Source organism: Parafilimonas terrae, assembly GCF_900115755.1.
Lineage (GTDB): Bacteria > Bacteroidota > Bacteroidia > Chitinophagales > Chitinophagaceae > Parafilimonas > Parafilimonas terrae.
This window is the reverse complement of the sequence record NZ_FOXQ01000001.1, coordinates 43,112-61,530: the sequence shown is the minus strand read 5'-3', so window position 1 is coordinate 61,530 and position 18,419 is coordinate 43,112. Positions and strand designations below refer to the sequence as shown.

The window sequence follows — 18,419 nt, the reverse complement described above, 5'->3', positions numbered from 1 at the left end:
TTGCCGCAAGTTTAAACACATAGTTTACTGGCTATTTAATCATATAGCCAAACGCGTAATAAAGAAATCAACTGATCTGCATCAACAGGCTTGGTTATATAATCCGATGCGCCTGCATTAATACATTTTTCCCTGTCGCCCATCATGGCCTTTGCCGTTACCGCAATAATGGGCAGCTTTCTGTATCTCGGGTTTTCACGAATGCGTTTGGTGCTTTCATAACCATCCATTTCAGGCATCATCATATCCATTAAAACGATGTCGATGTTTTTGTGCTGCGACAGTTGGTTTAATGCATCCTTGCCATCAATGGCTGAAATTACATTCATGCCATAATTTTCCAGCGATTTGGTAAGCGAGAAAATATTGCGCACATCATCATCTGCAATTAAAACTGTTTTGTCTTTTAATACTTCTTCAAATTCGCCCAGGCGTTTGTATTTGGATGATTTTTTATCTTTCTTGCTTTCTTCTACCAAATGCAAAAACAGCGAAACCTCATCCAGTATTCTTTGATAGGAATGTGCTGTTTTTACAACAATGGAATCTGCGTATTGTTTAATGCGCATTTCTTCTGCATGGCTTAAATTCTTGCCGGTAAATATGATGATAGGCAGGCTTTCCATGCCCGGCGTTTTTCTTACTTCTTCCAGTGTATCATAAGAGCCCTGCGCCGGTATGCCCATATCTAAAATAACACAGTCTATATCTTGCTCGTTTAATGCTTTTATGCCTTCGCCAATTGAATTTTTTATTTCTGCGGAAACATTAAAGCTCTCAAGAAAGTAAGCCAGCGCTTTTGCATGCTTGGGGTTTTCTTCAACGATCATTACTTTTTTAGGATGCTTGCTCAGTGCATCTTCTATCCTTTGAAAAACAGCGCTCATTTTTTCGAAAGCTACAGGCTTATTTATAAAATCAACAGCGCCTGAAAGCAGGCTTTTTGTTTTTGCATCATAAGACGACATGATATGCACCGGTATCGGCCTTGTTTCCGGGTCTGATTTTAATTCATCCATTACTTCCCACCCGCTTTTTACCGGCAATTGTATATCGAGCAAAATACCGTTAGGCTTATATTTTCTTGCAAGTTCAATGCCTTCGTCGCCACGCACAGCCACAATGCCTTTATACTTTTTCCGCCTTGTAAATTCGAGCAGCGATTTGGCAAATGCAGTATCATCTTCCACAATAAGAATGGTTTTATCTGTGGCTGAAATGTTATTCCTGTCATCCGGAACAGGCTGAGGAATAACATCTGAAATATATTCCCTGTTTTGTGTTTTGGTAAGATGTGTATCTACAATTTCAGGCTCAATTTCCGCAACTGCAGCCGCAGTAATTTCAGACGCCTTATAAGATGATTTCCGGTTTGCGGGGATGGTGAGTGTAAAAGTGCTGCCTTTTTCTTCTTCACTGCTTACTGTTATTTGCCCGGATAAAAGTTTAGCAAGTTCACGGCTTATTGAAAGTCCCAGCCCTGTGCCGCCGTACTGGCGTTTGGTTGAGCCATCAGCCTGCTGGAAAGCTTCAAAAATTGTTTCAAGTTTTTCTGCCGGAATACCAATGCCCGTATCCGTAATAGTGAACACAACAGTGTCTTTTATTTTTTTAATATTCAGGGTCACAGAACCGCGTTTGGTAAATTTCAGTGCATTTGAAATAAGATTGCGCAGAATTTGCTCCAGCTTCAGCCGGTCTGTTTCTATGTATTCAGTTGCTGATTCATCTTTCTCAATCTTGAAGATAATATCCTTGTCTTTTGCAAGCGGTTCGAATAATGCATTCAATTCATTCACCAGGTCTTTAACAGCCACATCGCTGTACTCCAGTTCCATTTTGCCTGATTCTATTTTAGAGAGATCAAGTATTTCGTTGATAAGCGTGAGCAATGAATTGCCGGAGTTTTGAATAACTGTTGCATATTCAATCTGGTCCTTGCTTAAATTGCTGGTGTGATTTTCTGATAATAATCTTGCCAGTAACAGGATGGAATTAAGCGGTGTTCTCAATTCATGCGACATGTTTGCAAGAAATTCAGATTTATATTTTGTAGTTAATTCAAGCTGTTCTGCTTTTGCCTGTATTTCAAGGTTACGTTCGAGTATCAGTTCATTTTTTTCTTCAAGCAGGCGGCTGCGTTCTTCCAGCTCTACGTTGGATTGCAGCAATTCTTCCTGCTGCACTTTAAGTTCTTCTTCTGAAGCCTGCAGTTTTTCTGCCTGCACTTCCAGCTCAGCATTAATATTTTCCAGCTCATTATGCTGGCTTTGCAGTTCTTCAGACTGGGCCTGTGTTTCAGCCAGCAATTCTTCCAGCCGCTGATGATTGCGTGCCGTGTGAATGGCCATGCCAATGTTATAACTTGAACTGCGCAGGAATTGTTTGGTTAAATCATCTATTTCTTTAATTGAAGCCAGCTCCAATGCGCCTTTTAGCTTGCCTTCAAAAAAAACAGGAACGGCTATAATGTTTTTAGGTTTTAAACTGCCTGATGAAAAAGATATCATCATATCCGTTTCATCAATATCTTCCAGTAAAAGTTCTTTGCCGCTTTTTGCACTTTGGCCTACAAGATATTCACCAAGGTTTATGGTTTTTTTTATTTTGCTTTCATCCAGCGCAATTCCGGACGTTAATACAAGGGAATTATTTTCGGCAAGATAAAAAGCTGCTACCGGTATTTTTGTATAGGCCGTTATAAAATCAATAATGTTGTAGGCAAGCTGGTTAAGATTTTTTTCGCCAATCATTTTATCATTAAGGCCCGCCATGCCGGTTTGAAGCCATTCGTTATGCGACAGGTTTGTAAAAGCTGAATCAAGCGACTCTGCCATTTTATTTAGTGACAGGGAAATATTGCCCAATACATCTTTTCCTGCATCGCCTATTCTTGTTTTATAATTGCCGGCTGAAATTTTATCTGCTATACTTTGAACAATATTAAGCCGGCTATTTATATCCTTATCTTTTTGCTCAAGTTCTTCCTGCAGTCTTGTTCTCTTTTCCAGGTCGCTGTTTACCCTGAAAAAAGAAAGCAATGCCACTGCAAAAGACAGTAAAGAAGCTATGATAATAATTGTTGGGGTAGATTCTGAAAGCTTGTTCATGCTTGCTGTGCGGGCCTTTAAAAAATCGTTTTCCCTGTTTTCCATTTGTTGCACCAGTTGCCTTGCACTATCCATATACGCTTTGCCCATATCAAGCGAACTATCAGAAGGAGAAATACCTTTTCGTTTATTATCTATGTGTGTTTGCAAACTGCTGAAACGTTTTGCAACAAGCTGCCTGAGCTGCTCTGCACTTTGCGTTTGCAAATTGTTTTCAGCAGAAAGGTCTTTTATCTCGCTGATAAGTGAATATGCTTTTGGAAGCGATCCTGTATATGGTTCCAGGAAGCGTTCTTCGCCGGTTAGTAAAAAACCGCGCTGGCCGGTTTCCGCATCTTTTAAAGCTGATATAACATTTTCCAGCTTATTAATTACCTGATTAGTATGCACTACTTCTTCCTGGCTGTTCAATAAACCTTTTATGCTCGCATAAGATGCTATTGCACTCACTATAAGCAGCAAAAAAGAAATTCCATAAAGCAGCAATAAATTTCTTTTGAAGGTTGAGTTCATAATTTAAATTTATTAATATAAAACAGCAGATGGCTTTACAGCCTGAGACACAGGCAATACTAAAATAAATGTTGTGCCTTCATTTTCCCTGCTTTTTGCTGTAACAAGGCCATTATGCTTTTCAATTATTTTTTTTACAATGCTCAGGCCAATACCTGTGCCCTGGTATTCTGATCTTCCATGCAGGCGCTGAAACATGGTAAAGATTTTATCAAGGTATTGCTCATTAAAGCCAATGCCATTATCTGCAATGTAAATGCGGCAATAAACGCCCTTTTCAGCGGCTTTGCTTTCAGCAGATTTTTCCTTTGTGAAATCGCTCCATATTTTCATTTCGGGGGCAGCGCCTGGTTTTGCAAACTTAATAGCGTTGCTGATGATGTTTTGAAAGACCTGCCTTATCTGGTCAGGTATCATTTCAATCGTTGGCAGATTATCAACATTAATAGTTGCCTTTTTTTCTTTAATAACCAGTTCAAGATCGGTAATAGCGCCGCGGATAACTATATTGAGCGAAGCAGTTACAAAATCAGGATCAGTGGCAAGCCGGGAATAACTTAAAAGATCGTTGATAAGGGTGCGCATTCTTTCAGACGAAGCAATAATCCTGTTGATATACTGGCTGGCATCGGTGTTTTCCATAAAGCGCTCTTTCACTATCTGGCTGAACGTGATGATTTTTCTAAGCGGCTCCTGCAAATCATGCGAAGCAATAAAAGCATACTGCTGCAATTCAGTATTGCTGGCTTCCAGTTCTTTATTGGCTTCAATTAATTCAGCTGTTCTTTCTTCTACTTTTTGTTCAAGGTTATGTTTAATATCATTCAGCTCTTTTGTTTGCCTGTAAAGCCTTGCAAAGGTTTTTATTTTAAGTAGTAGAAGATCGGGGTCAAAAGGCTTGGTAATATAATCAACACCGCCTGAGGTGTAGCCTTTTGTAATGAAGCGCTTATCAATATTTACGGCCGAAAGAAATATAATAGGAATGTCTTTTGATTTGCTGTAACCTGTAATATTTTCGGCTACTTCATAGCCATCCATACCGGGCATTTGCACATCAAGGATTATAAGCTCATATTCCGTTTTAAGAATTTTCTTTAATGCTTCTTCTCCAGATACAGCAGTGTCCACATCATACAGGTTTAACTGTAACAATGTTTTAAGTGAAAAAAGATTTTCCTTTTTGTCGTCAACAATAAGAATCATACTGCTTTTTCTGTTTTATAATTTTGATAAGCAGTTGGCAAAATACACATTAAATCAACAAACGATAAAAGCGGAAGACGTATTACTCAGATTGCGCAAAGTTTTTTCAAGGTTACCGTTCACGTGTTTTGAAATAGTTGATAATATATGCTTCAGCTCTTTTATGCTGGTGGGTTTTGTAATAAAACATATAGCGCCTTTCAGCATAGCCTCTTCAATATCTTTCGATTGGGAAGATGTTGTGTAAACAATCACGGGTATGTTACGGAGAGCAGTATCTTTTTTTAGTTCGGCAAGACATTCTTTGCCACCCATGCGCGGCATATTCAGGTCTAAAAAAATAACGTTTGGATAATTACCGGGAGTGTGTTTTAAAATTTTTAAAGCTTCATGGCCATTGCCGGCATTAATAATTTCCAATGCGGGGTTGGCTTCCATTGCTGCTTCTTTAAAAATCGCAACATCATCAGCATCATCATCAATAAGAAAAAAACGAATGTAATCGGACATATAAAGGTTTAATTACTTTTTGTCGTAAAATAAATATTTTATGACACAGGGAAATTTGGTAGCAAAAATATAGTTCTAAATGTATTTAAATGCAAAGCCGTGTTATAATTTGGAAACAATTTTTAAAATTACGAAGCTGTATTTGTTATGCCTTTTAATAATGATTTCCATATTAAAGAAAAAAATGAACGTTGCGGATCACGCTGATAGGTTACATATTCCGGCCTGGCATCATTCATCGTATTCGATTTATTAATAACGAATGTGTTTGCAAAAAAGCTAACCAGCTTTTTCTTTTTTAATTTTTTTGATTCCTCCTGCTTTTTTAAAGCCGTAATGTTTAAATCATCATACACAAATAAAACGGAACTGCGGGCCTTATAACTATTGGCTATAATATGTGCATTTAATTTTTTTATCGCCAGGCTGTTTACTTCAAACAGGCCTAACGTTTTTGAAGCAGGGTTTATAACTGTGCCATCCATTGGCCCGAGGTTAATGTCCAGCGTAAAATCGCCATCTTTTGTTTTCGTCATATCAAACTGAAACACTGCACTAAAACTTCCTGCATTGAACAACTTACTTTGCGCTGCAACTTTTACTATTTTATCTGCGGCTATTTTTTCGGGCACATTGGTTACGTTCGTTAGCTGGCCGCTTATATCGGTCCATGTAACAGCGCCGGTTTGTTGTGTTTTTATATTAAGCTCCCGGTAAGTGAATTCAAAGTTTTTTATTAAGATAGTATCAATATCAACGGGCATATCTAATCTTGCCAGTAACTGGTGTGGAAAGTTCCCGATTTTTGATTTGGGTGAGGGCGGAATATTTTTATCAGCATACACTTCCATTGAACCATTATTAAATTCCGCATGTTTTGCTGTAAAGCCTTCTCCTAAAAAAAGGTTATACCAATCAATATTATTAAAGCTGGCCGTTTTAAATTTTATATCATAACGGTCCTTATAAAATTTAAGATGTTTGCCAAAGTCCTGCTTGCTGTACCGCGGCTGCAAAGCAAGGCCGGTTGCGTCAATTGATTTTTGCGCCGCATGCAGAATGAGCGTATCAGCTTTTAAAAAATACATGCTGTCCGGCGTTCTGAAAGTATAACCTGGAATATAAATATTTGCCTGTTTGGCATACAGAAACCTGCTTGTATCAAACTGGGTGGTTGAATCAATTTCAATATTATTGAAACGCATTGAAACGTTGCTGAACGTAGTAAGCTTCTCTTTTTCTTCAGCTATATTATGATAAATGAAGTTCATGTTTGAAATAGAGAGGTCTTGCAGGCTGAAGTGGCCAAGGCTTTTTTGTATGCGTGAATAAAGCGTTGCTGTGTCTTTAAAAATTGTATCCCGTTTATTGACCGGATGATAAATTTCTACAGTAGGATTTTTTATATTGAGCGCATTGAGGTTTATATTTTTCTTATCTAACAGGTCAGCAATGTTAAAGCCATCAATGTGCAGGTCAGATAATGAAATTTTATAAACATCAACCGGTGCGGTTCCTTCAGCCAATAACTGGTTAAGGCGTGTTGAATCAATTAATAGTTCAGCATTATGTACTTTAATTTTAGAACCTACAACATCAATTTCTATTTTATCCAGGTTTAAAATATACAAGCTGTCAGAAGCTTCTTTTATAACCTGTTGAAGTTTTGCTTTTATTAAAGGCTCAAAATCTTCGCTCTTTCTAACTTTTAAATAAATGAATATTCCAATCAGGAGAACGGCTATAACAGAAGCAGTGATAATAATGATCTTTTTCAAACTTGAGGCTATTAAATTATTTGTGGTAGTCAATATTAATTATGACTATTTTTAAAGGCCAATTTTATACCAATCATTAAATACATAAAACTTTGTATTTAATGATTATTTATAAACAAAAATGTAGATGAAATGCCCCTGTTTGTTAAACAACGGATTTTAATTTTGATATATAAGATTCAATAAATTCTTCTTTTCTTTTTAACCTGTATTGCATTACAAACCTTGGATGTGGCAGCGTTTCAATACGGTTGAACCATTTATGTTCATTGTTCAGTTTTTGCAGGTACTTTAAATTTTCACCTTCGCCAATACAAAAACATACATCGGTTTTTAAACCAAAATCAATTTGCTGCTGCATGCAATCAATAATAAAAGGCTGAATGTCTTTAAGCAAAACTTTATCATCGTAATAGTTCAGGTTTTTGCCATTTCTTATAAATCCAAGCGGGCTCATGGCTGTTATATAAAAGTGTTTGTAAAATGCTTCGCTGCCGCCGTAAGCGTCAATCATATCATAAATAAAAACGGAAGACAATTCCTGTTTTTTTTGAAAATCATTATTAATGCCGCAATTCTTTTCCAAACGGATGGGATCGGTAAACGGAATACCGGTAATACCACCGCCAAACCTGCCTGGGTTTATGCCTATTAAAGTATGCCGTTTGCTGTTATCGTTATAATATTTTTTATAGAATGCAGTGCATGCTTGCTGCACATCTTTACGCTGATGCGCATCCAGTACTTCTACGCCGTTTTGTAATGCAAAGGGCAATTTAAGATTGAACAGGAACCGGAGAACTTTATTGCTGAACATAATGGTATTTGCAAATGGTTTTTGAATAAAATAAAACAGGTGCAAACTTATTAAAGCCTGCACCTGTTTTCTTACAAAGAATAATGTTTATAAAAGGCCTACAACTTTTGTATAATTAGTATCTGTTAAAATAGTAAGTAACTGGTCTTTAACTTTTACAATATGCATCACCAGCTTCGACTCTTTGCAGGATCGCAGGAATTCGATGATCTCTGTGAACCTGGGATTGTCTGCGCCATTTTCTTCGCGGTGCGCCTCGTTTCTCAACTGGAACAACTTCAGTAATTTTTTAGTTTCCTGCGGTGTAGATTCAACATACTCTTTAATGTCGCGATAATCTTCCGCAATTTTTCTAAGAAACTTCTGGTAGTAGATTTTTGAGAGCCTTTCGAGTGTAAGAATTGACATAGTACACTTTTTTAATGGTGAATAATAAGCAATCCAATACGGTAGCAAGCATCAACGGCGGCAAGGTATTGTTTTATGCTGTTATAAACAATACATTTTTTTCCACATAAAAATTACATAATATAATTAATCTCCGCCTTCAAATCTTGCCAATTCTCCCTCATCAAGATCTGCAGCAGGATCAGGCGGCGGCGTAAGGTCAAAGTCTTTCGAAATATCTGCTTCCGCGGCTTCATGTGCAGCCTCTGATGCCTTGGGTGATTGTTGCTGCGGCTTTAAGATTTTTTTGTTTGAACTTTTCTTTTTCATAAAATTCAGGAGAAATATAGTTTGTTGCCTCACCAAGAACTTCACAATTTCTTACAACGGCATCCTTGCACATTCTGTCAACGGCAAAATTATCGTAGGTTTAATTTTCTGTAAAAACAAGAATGGCCTTCAATGCATCTATTATGTCATCAACCAATAATAAATCATCCCGTTTAGACATAAATTAAATCTTGTTCAATAGCCTTCAAATACTTTGGCTTTAGCCCTTTTTGTAATTACCTGTACTTCCCTTTCAAATAATTTATCAAAGTTGTACAGCATATCAAGATAACTTAACCCGGGAGTGGTATCAAAATCAACCAGCAAATCAATATCACTATTTGCGGTTTGCTTATCCCGGCTAAATGAACCAAATAAAGCAATTTCAGAAAGCCCATATTTTTTTGCATTGCAGGCTTCTGTTTTTGTAAAATATCTATAATCTTTTCTTTGGTCATATATCAAAAATAAAATTTAATTTTTTAATGCGCTTCCAGCCAGTTATCACCTATGCCTAATTCTGCTTCTACAGGCACATCATGCGGCAAAGGCAATGCGGCTTTCATGTTGTTTAAAATGAGCGGTTGCAATACACCCAGCTCAGATGGCACAGCATCAAACACCAGTTCATCATGCACCTGCATGATCATTTTACTTCTTAATTTTTCTTTTTTCATGGAATCATGAATCTTTATCATCGCCATTTTTATCATGTCGGCTGCCGTGCCCTGGATGGGAGAGTTGATAGCGTTGCGCTCTGCATAACCACGTACGGTGAAGTTGGCGGAGTTAATATCTTTCAGCCAGCGTTTACGGCCCATTAATGTTTGCACATAACCATGCTCGCGGCAGAAGTTTATCATGTTATCCATGTATTTTGTAATACCGCTGAATTCTTTCTTATAATTATCAATTATTTCTTTCGCTTCTGTGCGGCTTATGCCAAGGTTGTCGGCCAGGCCAAAAGCGCCCTGGCCATAAATGATACCGAAGTTTACACTCTTTGCCTTGTAGCGCATTTCTTTTGTAACATCTGCAGCCTCTACATTAAAAACTTTTGCCGCAGTAGCTGTATGAATGTCTGCATTGTTTTTAAAAGCATTGCACATGTTTTCATCACCGCTTATTGCTGCAACAATCCTTAATTCAATTTGCGAATAATCTGCACTGATGATAACATTGCCCTGCCTTGGAATAAACGCCTTGCGTATTTCTTTTCCACGTTCTGTGCGTATGGGAATATTTTGCAGGTTGGGATTATTGCTCGCAAGCCTTCCTGTAACAGCTACAGCCTGCCCGTAAGTTGTATGCACACGGCCGGATTTCCTGTTTATCAATGAAGGCAAAGCATCAACATAAGTTGACCTTAGCTTTGTTAGCTGGCGGTAAGCAAGAATATCTGCAACAATAGGATTATTATGCGCCAGTTTCATTAATACATCTTCGCCTGTTGCATACTGGCCGCTTTTTGTTTTTTTGGCCGATGGGTTCAAATTGAGTTTTTCAAATAATACTTCGCCCAATTGTTTAGGCGAACCAATATTAAACTTAACGCCTGCACCGGCATATACAGCCTGTTCAGCCTGGTAAGCTTCACGTTCCAGTTCTTTTGAATAATTAAGCAAAAAAGGAACATCAATCATCACGCCTTCAAATTCCATATCGGTTAAAACTTTAACCAATGGATTTTCCACTTCATAAAAAACACGCTCAACATCTTTAGTTTTTAGTAAAGGGTGCAATGAGTGTTTTAACTGTAAAGTAATATCTGCATCTTCTGCAGCATAATCTTTTAATTTCTGTATTTCCACATCACGCATGGTACCCTGGCCTTTACCTTTTTTACCGATAAGTTCTTCAATATGCACAGGTTCATAACCAAGATATTGGGCGCTTAACAAATCCATGCTGCGCTTGCCATCAGGCTCAACCACATAATGCGCCAGCATGGTATCATAAACCTGGCCTTTTATTTCACGGTTATAATATTTTAAAACAAGCAGGTCGTATTTTATGTTGTGGCCAATCCATGTAATGTCAGGATTATCAAATAAAGGCTTTAATAATTCAAGCAGGTTACAGGTGGCTTCATAGTCTGTTGTACAGGTTACAAACCAGGCTTCACCGGGTTTATACGAAAAACTCATGCCTACCAGTTCTGCATCGTTGGCATCAATGCCGGTTGTTTCTGTATCAAAACAAATTTCTGTTTGCTGCATTAATACATTAACCAACTGTTTTATCTTTTCTTCTTCATCCACCAAAATATATTCGTGTGGTGAATTGGTAATATTTTTTGATGTAATTAGCCCTTTGTCGTCAATCTCTTTATCTTCTGTTTTTTCAATAATGGTTCTTGCGGCAGCCCCTTCAATAGCATTGCCGAAGAGATCTGTCTGCACACCAACAGGTGCAGATTGAAACACATTGAAATCATCGCCTAAAATTCTTTTGCCAAGGGTTTTAAATTCAAGCTCGGTAAATATTTCAATCAATGCAGGCTTATTCCATTCCTTTAAACAAAATTCTTCTTCATGAAACTGAACCGGTGCATTGGTTATAATGGTTGCCAGTTTTTTGCTGAGTATCGCCGACTCTTTTCCGGCAACAATTTTTTTGCCCAATGCGCCCTTAATATTTTCTGCATTCGCCACCACATTTTCAAGGCTGCCATATTCTTTCAGCAATTTGGCGGCTGTTTTTTCGCCCACACCCGCAATACCCGGAATGTTATCAACGGCATCGCCCATCAATCCTAAAATATCAATTACCTGTTCTACCTTTTCAATATCCCATTTAGCACAAACTTCAGCAGGGCCAAGAATTTCAAAGCTGCCGCCCTGGTATCCGGGCTTATAAATTTTTACGCCATCACGCACTAACTGGCCGTAATCTTTGTCGGGCGTAACCATATAAACATCATAGCCGGCATCATGCGCCTGCCATGCAAGCGTGCCAATTACATCATCGGCTTCATATCCTTCAACACCAATGCATGGAATATTAAAGCCTTCTATAATTTTTTTAATATCAGGAATAGCTTCGGCAAGGTCTTCAGGTGTTTCCTGGCGGTTGGCTTTATAATCAGTGAAATCAGTATGCCGTTCTGTTTTGCCTTCCACATCAAAACATACGGCAAGATGTGTAGGTTTTTCTTTATTGATGAGATCGATCAAAGTATTCGTGAAACCAAACTGTGCGTTGGTGTTTCTTCCCTTTGAAGTAATACGCGGGTTGCGTATTAAAGCATAATAGGCGCGGAAGATGAGTGCATAAGCATCCAGCAAAAACAAACGTTTATCCATCTTGCTAAGATAAGGCCATGCACTGAATCAATTTTGTGAAGGTTGCAGCAAAAATTTTAGACTTAATAAATTACAATCATAATCATTGCATCGATGGTCTATGGGCCATGGGCTATCGACTTCCTAATTAGTAAACTTTTAATTGCTTTATTAAGAAAATGCCTTGATTTTTGCAAACGCCGCACTGCAACCGGTGACATAATAATTATTCTTCAATTTACAACGGGTGATATTGTATGAAACATTTGCCATTAAATCCAAAAATTTTTATTGAAAACAGGAAGCGTTTTATTAAAGAAATGAAGCCAGGCAGCATTGCCGTTTTTAACAGCAATGATGAGGTGCCAACGAGCGCTGACGCCACTTACAGGTTTCAGCAAAATACAAGCCTGTACTGGCTTTGCGGCATTGAACAGGAAGATACAATGGTGATTTTATTTCCTGATAATGTAGAGGAAAAGTATCGTGAAGTATTGGTGTTGGTAAGGCCGGATGAACTAAAAGAAAAATGGGATGGCAAAAGGTTAAAAGCCAGTGAAGCAAAGGAAATTTCAGGTATACAAACTGTGGTATGGCTGGATGCTTTGGATGCTTTATTGCAGAAATGGGTGCATGCGGCAGATAATATTTATTTAAATACAAATGAACACGACCGTAAAGCAACCGGTTATTTTGCCACACGTGATTATCGTTTTGTGCAGGAAATGAAAGAACGTTACCCCTTGCATAATTATGAACGTGCTGCAAAGATCTTATTAAAGCTGCGGGCCATAAAAACGAAGTATGAAGTTGAAGTAATTGAAAAGGCTATTGATATTACTGATAAAACATTTAGCAGGCTGCTTGGCTTCATAAGGCCCGGTGTTATGGAATATGAAATTGAAGCAGAGATAATGCATGAGTTTTTACGCAACCGCGCTAAAGGCGAAGCTTACAGCAGCATTATAGCAAGTGGCGACAGGGCAAGAACCCTGCATTATATTTTTAATAATGAAGAAGTAAAAGACGGCGAATTAATACTGATGGATTTTGGCGCCAACTACGCCGGTTATGCTGCTGACCTTACCCGTACCGTGCCTGCCAACGGCGTATTTACAAAACGCCAGAAGCAGGTTTACAATGCCTGTTTGCATTTACATAAATATGCAAAAAGTTTATTGAAACCCGGCGTTGTACTTGCAGATTATCATGAGAAAGTAGGTGAGGAGGCAACAAAAGTTTTTATAAAGATAGGATTGCTTACAAAAGCTGATGTGAAGAATGAAGACAAGGGAAACCGTGCTTACCGTAAGTATTTATATCATGGTATTTCGCACCACCTGGGTTTGGATGTACATGACCTTGGCCCTTTTAATGAGCCATTGAAAGAAGGCGCTGTGCTTACGGTTGAACCGGGCATTTATATAGAGCAGGAGCAGATAGGCATTCGCATTGAAAATAATGTATGGCTTACAAAGCGTGGCAATGTTGATTTGATGAAGAATATTCCAATTGAGGCGGAAGAGATTGAGAAGCTGATGAAACGTTAACTGTGCACCGATAACCGTTGACCGATGGGCTTCAAATTTGAAAAACTTAAAATATGGCAATTAGCTTTAGGGCTAAGTGGCGAAATCTCCGACATGGTGAAATCTTTCCCTAAAGATGAATTGTTTATTCTTACGTCTCAAATAAAACGCGCTGCCGATTCGGTTGTTTTAAATATTGCAGAAGGCTCAACACTTCAGTCAAAGGTTGAGTTCAAAAGATTTCTTGTTATTGCAAACCGTTCTGCTTTAGAAGTGGTTGCATGCTTGTATCTTTCCATTCAAAGAAAATATATTAATGAAAGTATTTTTGATGATAAATATCAGAAATATGAAAAACTTGTTGCTATGATACAGGCGCTGATACGATCGCTTGGTGAATCGGACAACAGTTAACGGTTATCGGTAAACATTCTCCATGAAACAAATTCCAAACATCATCACACTACTCAATCTCTTCTTTGGCTGTATTGCCATTGTGTATATACTTCAACCAGGATTAGTACCACTGTACAATGCAGATGAACTAACATTAACGCCTGACGTTACTGCGCTCGGCACACAATACGTGAGCATTCCCCAGCAAATGTTTATGGCTTCTTTATTCATAGGCCTGGCGGCTGTTGTTGATTTTTTTGATGGCTTTGTGGCAAGATGGATGAAAGCAACTTCTTCCATAGGTGCGCAGTTAGATTCCCTGGCCGATGTGGTAAGCTTTGGCGTGGCGCCATCTTTAATTATATACCAGTTTTTACGTTTAAGTTTTGCACAGCAGGAAAATGGCCTGGAAGCAAGCGTGTTGTTTTTAATGCCTGCTTTTATTGTGGCCTGTGCAGGCGCTTACAGGCTGGCAAGGTTCAATATTGATACAGGGCAAACCACTTATTTCAAAGGTGTCCCCATACCCGCAAACGGGTTAGTTATAGCTGCTTTCCCTTTAATCTACTGGACAAACGATTATGCCATCGTTACACAAATTTTAATAAGCCCCTGGTTTTGGTATGTTTTAATATTTATACTTTCCTGGTTAATGGTTTCTACAAAGCCAATGCTCGCATTAAAGTTTAAAGGTGTAACGGTGCAAAAGTTAATGCCGTTCATTATTATTGCAGTAATAGCGGTTGTTTCAGCCTTCTTTATCCAATGGCTGGCCGTGCCTTTAAGTTTTTTGGCTTATGTTATTTTATCTTTGCTTTACAAACAGTAAAAACAAAAGCCTTGCGTTATTAAAGCGCCCGGCCAATACAATCAAAGCTTAATATTAATTATGACATATAATGTTCAGATAAAAGTTATGTTATTGAAAGACCTGCTCGATCCCCAGGGCAAAGCTGTGCAGGCGGGTTTAAAGAATTTAGGTTTAAACGGTATTAATGATGTGCGCATTGGCAAGCACATTACTTTACAAATTGATGCAGATTCGGAAGAAGCTGCCAAAGCTGCCGCCGACGAAGCCTGCAAAAAATTGCTCGCAAATCCTGTAATGGAATTTTATGAGATTGAAATGGTGAATTAAGTTACGAAGTACAATGTACGATTTACGACTTTAAAGCTTCAAATCGTAAATCAAAAATCTAAAATCGTACATAATGCTGTACCTCGTTCCCACGCCGCTTGGTAATTTAAAAGATATAACCTTCCGCTCTATAGAAGTGCTGAATGCTGTAGATGTTATTCTATGTGAAGACACACGCACTTCTTCCAAACTGCTGCAGCATTATCAAATCCAGAAACCTTTATCACCGTATCATCAGCATAATGAACATAAAATACTGCATCATTTAATTGAACAATTGCAGGCCGGTAAAACTATGGCGGTTATTACCGATGCAGGCACGCCCGGCATTTCCGACCCCGCATTTTTGCTGGTACGTGAATGTTTAAAAAATAATATTAAAGTTGAATGCCTGCCCGGCGCCACCGCTTTTGTGCCGGCACTGGTAAACAGCGGCCTGCCCATAAACCGCTTTACGTTTGAAGGTTTTCTCCCGCTTAAAAAAGGAAGGCATACATTGCTTACACAGCTTGCAGCAGAAGAACGAACAATGGTTTTTTATGAAAGCCCCGTAAGACTTGTTAAAACACTGAACGATTTCATTAACTATTTTGGCGCAGAGAGAAAATGTAGTGTTAGCAGAGAGTTAACAAAGATGTTTGAAGAGAATTATCATGGAACTTTATCCGAAGTTTGTACCTATTACTCCAACAAAAATGTAAAGGGTGAAATTGTAATTGTAGTGCAAGGCGTGCTTTGATTATGAAACGAACATTTTTCTTTTTATTATTTTTTTCCATAACCTTTTTGGCTAAAGCCCAGCTTGGCAAAATTCCGGCTGCGGTTACAGATGCATTTGCGGCGCGTTACCCGCATGCCACGCATGTTGAATGGCATGATAAACTGCATAATTATGTGGCGCATTTTAAATTAAACAGTTGCATCATCATGGCAAGCTTTTCTTCAAAGGGAGAATGGCAGGGCAGTGAGCGGGAACTGGAATTCAGCCAGTTGCCCGGCGAAGTAAAAGACGGTTTTTCAAAAAGCAAATATGCAGGCCGCGAAAAAAAAGCTGCATTTGAAGTGCAGGAGTTAGGTAAGCCGCTGCGCTACCGCATCAACGTGCAAAAATCCGGCATTCAAAAAAAGAATTTGTATTTTGATGTAAATGGCAGGTTGTTGAAAGAGTCAATCACTTTATAAAAAAATTTTTGTGCCTGGTAAATTGTAGCTGATATTGCAATGCCAGGCATTTTTATATTTATAACTTTTTACAGCATGAATAAAATTGCAACAACCTTATCGTTTTTACTGATTGTTTTCTGCCTATCTGCAAATGCCCAGCCAGACCGCTGGCAGCAACGCATTGCTTACGCCATAGACGTTAAAATGAATGTGGAAACCAACAGGCTTTCCGGCATTGAAAAAATTGATTACTGGAATAATTCGCCCGATACCCTGCACCACGTTTTCTTTCATCTGTACTGGAATGCTTTTCAGCCAAACAGTATGATGGATGTGCGCAGCCGCGAACTGGGTAAAATAGAACTGGGCACCGACCGTAACGGTAATCCTGTGTATGATTGGGACGATCGTGTGCGTGACCGCATTCAACATTTGCAGCCTGACGAAATTGGCTACGACAGCACGGAATATGTAAAGCTGAACGGCGTTGCGCAAAAGCTCATCTATCATGAAACCATTCTCGAGGTGCAGTTAAAAACGCCCTTGCTCCCTCATTCAAAAAACAGCTTCGAAGTTTCTTTTAACTGCCAGGTGCCTGTGCAGATAAGAAGGAGCGGAAGGGATAATGCCGAAGGCATTCGCTACAGCATGAGCCAGTGGTACCCTAAAATGGTGGAATATGATTACCAGGGCTGGAATGCAAACCCTTACATTGCCAGGGAATTTTATGGCGTTTGGGGCGATTACAATGTAAATATTACCATTGATAAAGATTATATGCTGGCTGGCTCCGGCACCATTCAAAATCCGAATGAGGTTGGGTTTGGATATGAAACGTTAACCGGTAACCGTCAACCGTCAACCGAGGCAAAAAACGGTCAACGGTCAACGGTCAACGGTCAACTTACATGGAAATTTGCTGCGCAGAATGTGCACGATTTTGTGTGGGCCGCCGACACTGCTTACACCATGATTAAAAAGCAAATGCCGGGCGGGCCGTTGTTTTACTTCGTGTATAAGAAAGTAGATTCATTACAGCCGAGGTGGGAAACCGTTGCCAACACCATTGAGAAGGCTTACCCCTATATTGCCAAAACATTCGGCGCCTATCCTTATAAAAACTATTCTTTTATACAGGGCGGCGACGGCGGTATGGAGTATCCCATGGCCACGCTTATAAAAAATGCAAGTGTTGGCACGGCCATGCACGAATTTATGCACAGTTGGTACCAGGGTTTAATGGGCACCAACGAAAGTTTGTATGCCTGGATGGATGAAGGCTTTACCACTTACGCCGAACAGCGCACCAGCAACTGGTTAAGGGGCGATACAGCCTTTGCTTTTAATAATTCTTACAATTCTTACTTCAGGCTGGTGAAAAGCGGGAGGGAAGAACCCTTAAGCACGCATGCCGATCACTTTAATACTAACTATGCATACTCTGTTGCGGCTTATTCAAAAGGTTCTTTGTTCCTTTCCCAACTGGGTTATATAGTGGGACAGGATAATCTTGATAAAATTTTGCTTGAATATTATAAGGAATGGAAATACAAGCACCCTAATGCCAACGATTTCATCCGCGTTGCAGAAAAAGTGAGCGGCCTCGAGCTGGAATGGTACAAAGAATACTGGGTTTATACCACCAAAACCATTGATTATGCCCTTGGCAATATAAATGTGGACGGTGCTAATGCCCGCATTACCTTAAAACGCCTTGGTTTAATGCCCATGCCGGCAGATGTGCTGGTAACTTATAAAGATGGCACCCAGGAAATGCATTATGTGCCCCTAAGCCTGATGTATGGCGCTAAACCTGCGGAAGACACGGTTAAAACAATCGTGCATGAAGAGTGGAAATGGGTTGATCCTGAGTACAGTTTCAGCATTTCGCGGCCACTTACCGATATTAAATCTATTGAGATCGATCCTTCGCAGCGCATGGCCGATGTAAACCGCGTAAACAACAAAATAGTGGTGCCATAAGCCTGAAAAGGATTTAATTTATCCTGAAAAAGGATTGAAATAACCGGGAAAAGGATTGAATCAATCGGGAAAAGGATTGAAATGATCGGGAAAAGGATTGAATCAATCGGGAAAAGGATTGAAATAATCGGGAAAGGGATTGGAATGATCGGGAAAAGGATTGGAATGATCGGGAAAAGGGTGCGTTTTACCGGTTTTAGGGTGTAATTATTCAATAAAAGGGTACGATTACTCAGAAAAAGGGTATGATTATTCAGAAAAAAGGTATGTTTTT

The 18,419-nt window shown here is 39.0% G+C and carries 16 protein-coding genes; 7 read left to right on the top strand and 9 right to left on the bottom strand.

Translation table 11 applies throughout. The features are described from left to right. Nucleotides 1–35 precede the first annotated feature (35 nt). The 9 genes from BM015_RS00240 to polA form a co-directional block, all read right to left on the bottom strand. A complete protein-coding gene (locus BM015_RS00240; protein ID WP_090653411.1) occupies nt 36–3,623 on the bottom strand; it encodes a response regulator in 3,588 nt (1,195 codons plus the stop codon). Nucleotides 3,624–3,635: 12 nt separating this feature from the next. Further along, nucleotides 3,636–4,829 (bottom strand): hybrid sensor histidine kinase/response regulator, encoded by a 1,194-nt coding sequence (locus tag BM015_RS00235; protein ID WP_090653410.1) that lies wholly within the window; start codon nt 4,827–4,829, stop codon nt 3,636–3,638. Between the two features lie 54 nt (nt 4,830–4,883). Beyond that, nucleotides 4,884–5,339, bottom strand: coding sequence for a response regulator (locus BM015_RS00230; RefSeq protein ID WP_090653409.1), 456 nt, complete (start codon nt 5,337–5,339; stop codon nt 4,884–4,886). Nucleotides 5,340–5,467: 128 nt separating this feature from the next. Then, nucleotides 5,468–7,117: a hypothetical protein gene (locus BM015_RS00225; protein WP_090653408.1), complete on the bottom strand. Its 1,650-nt coding sequence runs from the start codon at nt 7,115–7,117 to the stop codon at nt 5,468–5,470. Between the two features lie 145 nt (nt 7,118–7,262). Continuing rightward, nucleotides 7,263–7,934 carry a uracil-DNA glycosylase family protein gene (locus BM015_RS00220; protein ID WP_090655074.1) on the bottom strand — a complete coding sequence of 224 codons (672 nt, stop codon included), beginning with the start codon at nt 7,932–7,934 and terminating at the stop codon, nt 7,263–7,265. An 87-nt stretch (nt 7,935–8,021) separates the two neighbouring features. After that, nucleotides 8,022–8,342, bottom strand: coding sequence for a hypothetical protein (locus tag BM015_RS00215; protein ID WP_090653407.1), 321 nt, complete (start codon nt 8,340–8,342; stop codon nt 8,022–8,024). A 126-nt stretch (nt 8,343–8,468) separates the two neighbouring features. Next, the gene (locus BM015_RS00210; protein ID WP_090653406.1) at nt 8,469–8,651 is read right to left on the bottom strand and encodes a hypothetical protein; all 183 of its coding nucleotides are present in this window, start codon (nt 8,649–8,651) and stop codon (nt 8,469–8,471) included. Between the two features lie 195 nt (nt 8,652–8,846). Beyond that, on the bottom strand, nt 8,847–9,116 hold the full coding sequence (locus BM015_RS00205) for a nucleotidyltransferase family protein (protein WP_177191762.1): 270 nt from the start codon (nt 9,114–9,116) through the stop codon (nt 8,847–8,849). Between the two features lie 17 nt (nt 9,117–9,133). After that, nucleotides 9,134–11,956 (bottom strand): DNA polymerase I, encoded by a 2,823-nt coding sequence (gene polA, locus BM015_RS00200; protein WP_090653404.1) that lies wholly within the window; start codon nt 11,954–11,956, stop codon nt 9,134–9,136. A gap of 236 nt (nt 11,957–12,192) precedes the next feature. Here polA and BM015_RS00195 point away from each other — a divergent pair, with 236 nt between their 5' ends. The 7 genes from BM015_RS00195 (at nt 12,193) to BM015_RS00165 (ending at nt 18,145) form a co-directional block, all read left to right on the top strand. Continuing rightward, nucleotides 12,193–13,485, top strand: coding sequence for an aminopeptidase P family protein (locus BM015_RS00195; RefSeq protein ID WP_090653403.1), 1,293 nt, complete (start codon nt 12,193–12,195; stop codon nt 13,483–13,485). Between the two features lie 24 nt (nt 13,486–13,509). Further along, the gene (locus BM015_RS00190) at nt 13,510–13,878 is read left to right on the top strand and encodes a four helix bundle protein (RefSeq protein ID WP_090653402.1); all 369 of its coding nucleotides are present in this window, start codon (nt 13,510–13,512) and stop codon (nt 13,876–13,878) included. Nucleotides 13,879–13,900: 22 nt separating this feature from the next. Continuing rightward, entirely contained in the window at nt 13,901–14,689 is a 789-nt protein-coding gene (locus BM015_RS00185; protein WP_090653401.1) for a CDP-alcohol phosphatidyltransferase family protein, read from the top strand. 60 nt (nt 14,690–14,749) lie between these two features. Then, nucleotides 14,750–14,998 carry a phosphoribosylformylglycinamidine synthase subunit PurS gene (gene purS, locus BM015_RS00180; RefSeq protein ID WP_090653400.1) on the top strand — a complete coding sequence of 83 codons (249 nt, stop codon included), beginning with the start codon at nt 14,750–14,752 and terminating at the stop codon, nt 14,996–14,998. 73 nt (nt 14,999–15,071) lie between these two features. Then, the gene (gene rsmI, locus BM015_RS00175; RefSeq protein ID WP_090653399.1) at nt 15,072–15,737 is read left to right on the top strand and encodes a 16S rRNA (cytidine(1402)-2'-O)-methyltransferase; all 666 of its coding nucleotides are present in this window, start codon (nt 15,072–15,074) and stop codon (nt 15,735–15,737) included. A 2-nt stretch (nt 15,738–15,739) separates the two neighbouring features. Further along, the gene (locus BM015_RS00170; protein ID WP_090653398.1) at nt 15,740–16,180 is read left to right on the top strand and encodes a PepSY-like domain-containing protein; all 441 of its coding nucleotides are present in this window, start codon (nt 15,740–15,742) and stop codon (nt 16,178–16,180) included. Nucleotides 16,181–16,255: 75 nt separating this feature from the next. Further along, nucleotides 16,256–18,145, top strand: a complete 1,890-nt coding sequence (locus BM015_RS00165) for a M1 family metallopeptidase (RefSeq protein ID WP_090655071.1) — start codon at nt 16,256–16,258, stop codon at nt 18,143–18,145. The last annotated feature ends 274 nt before the right edge of the window (nt 18,146–18,419 follow it).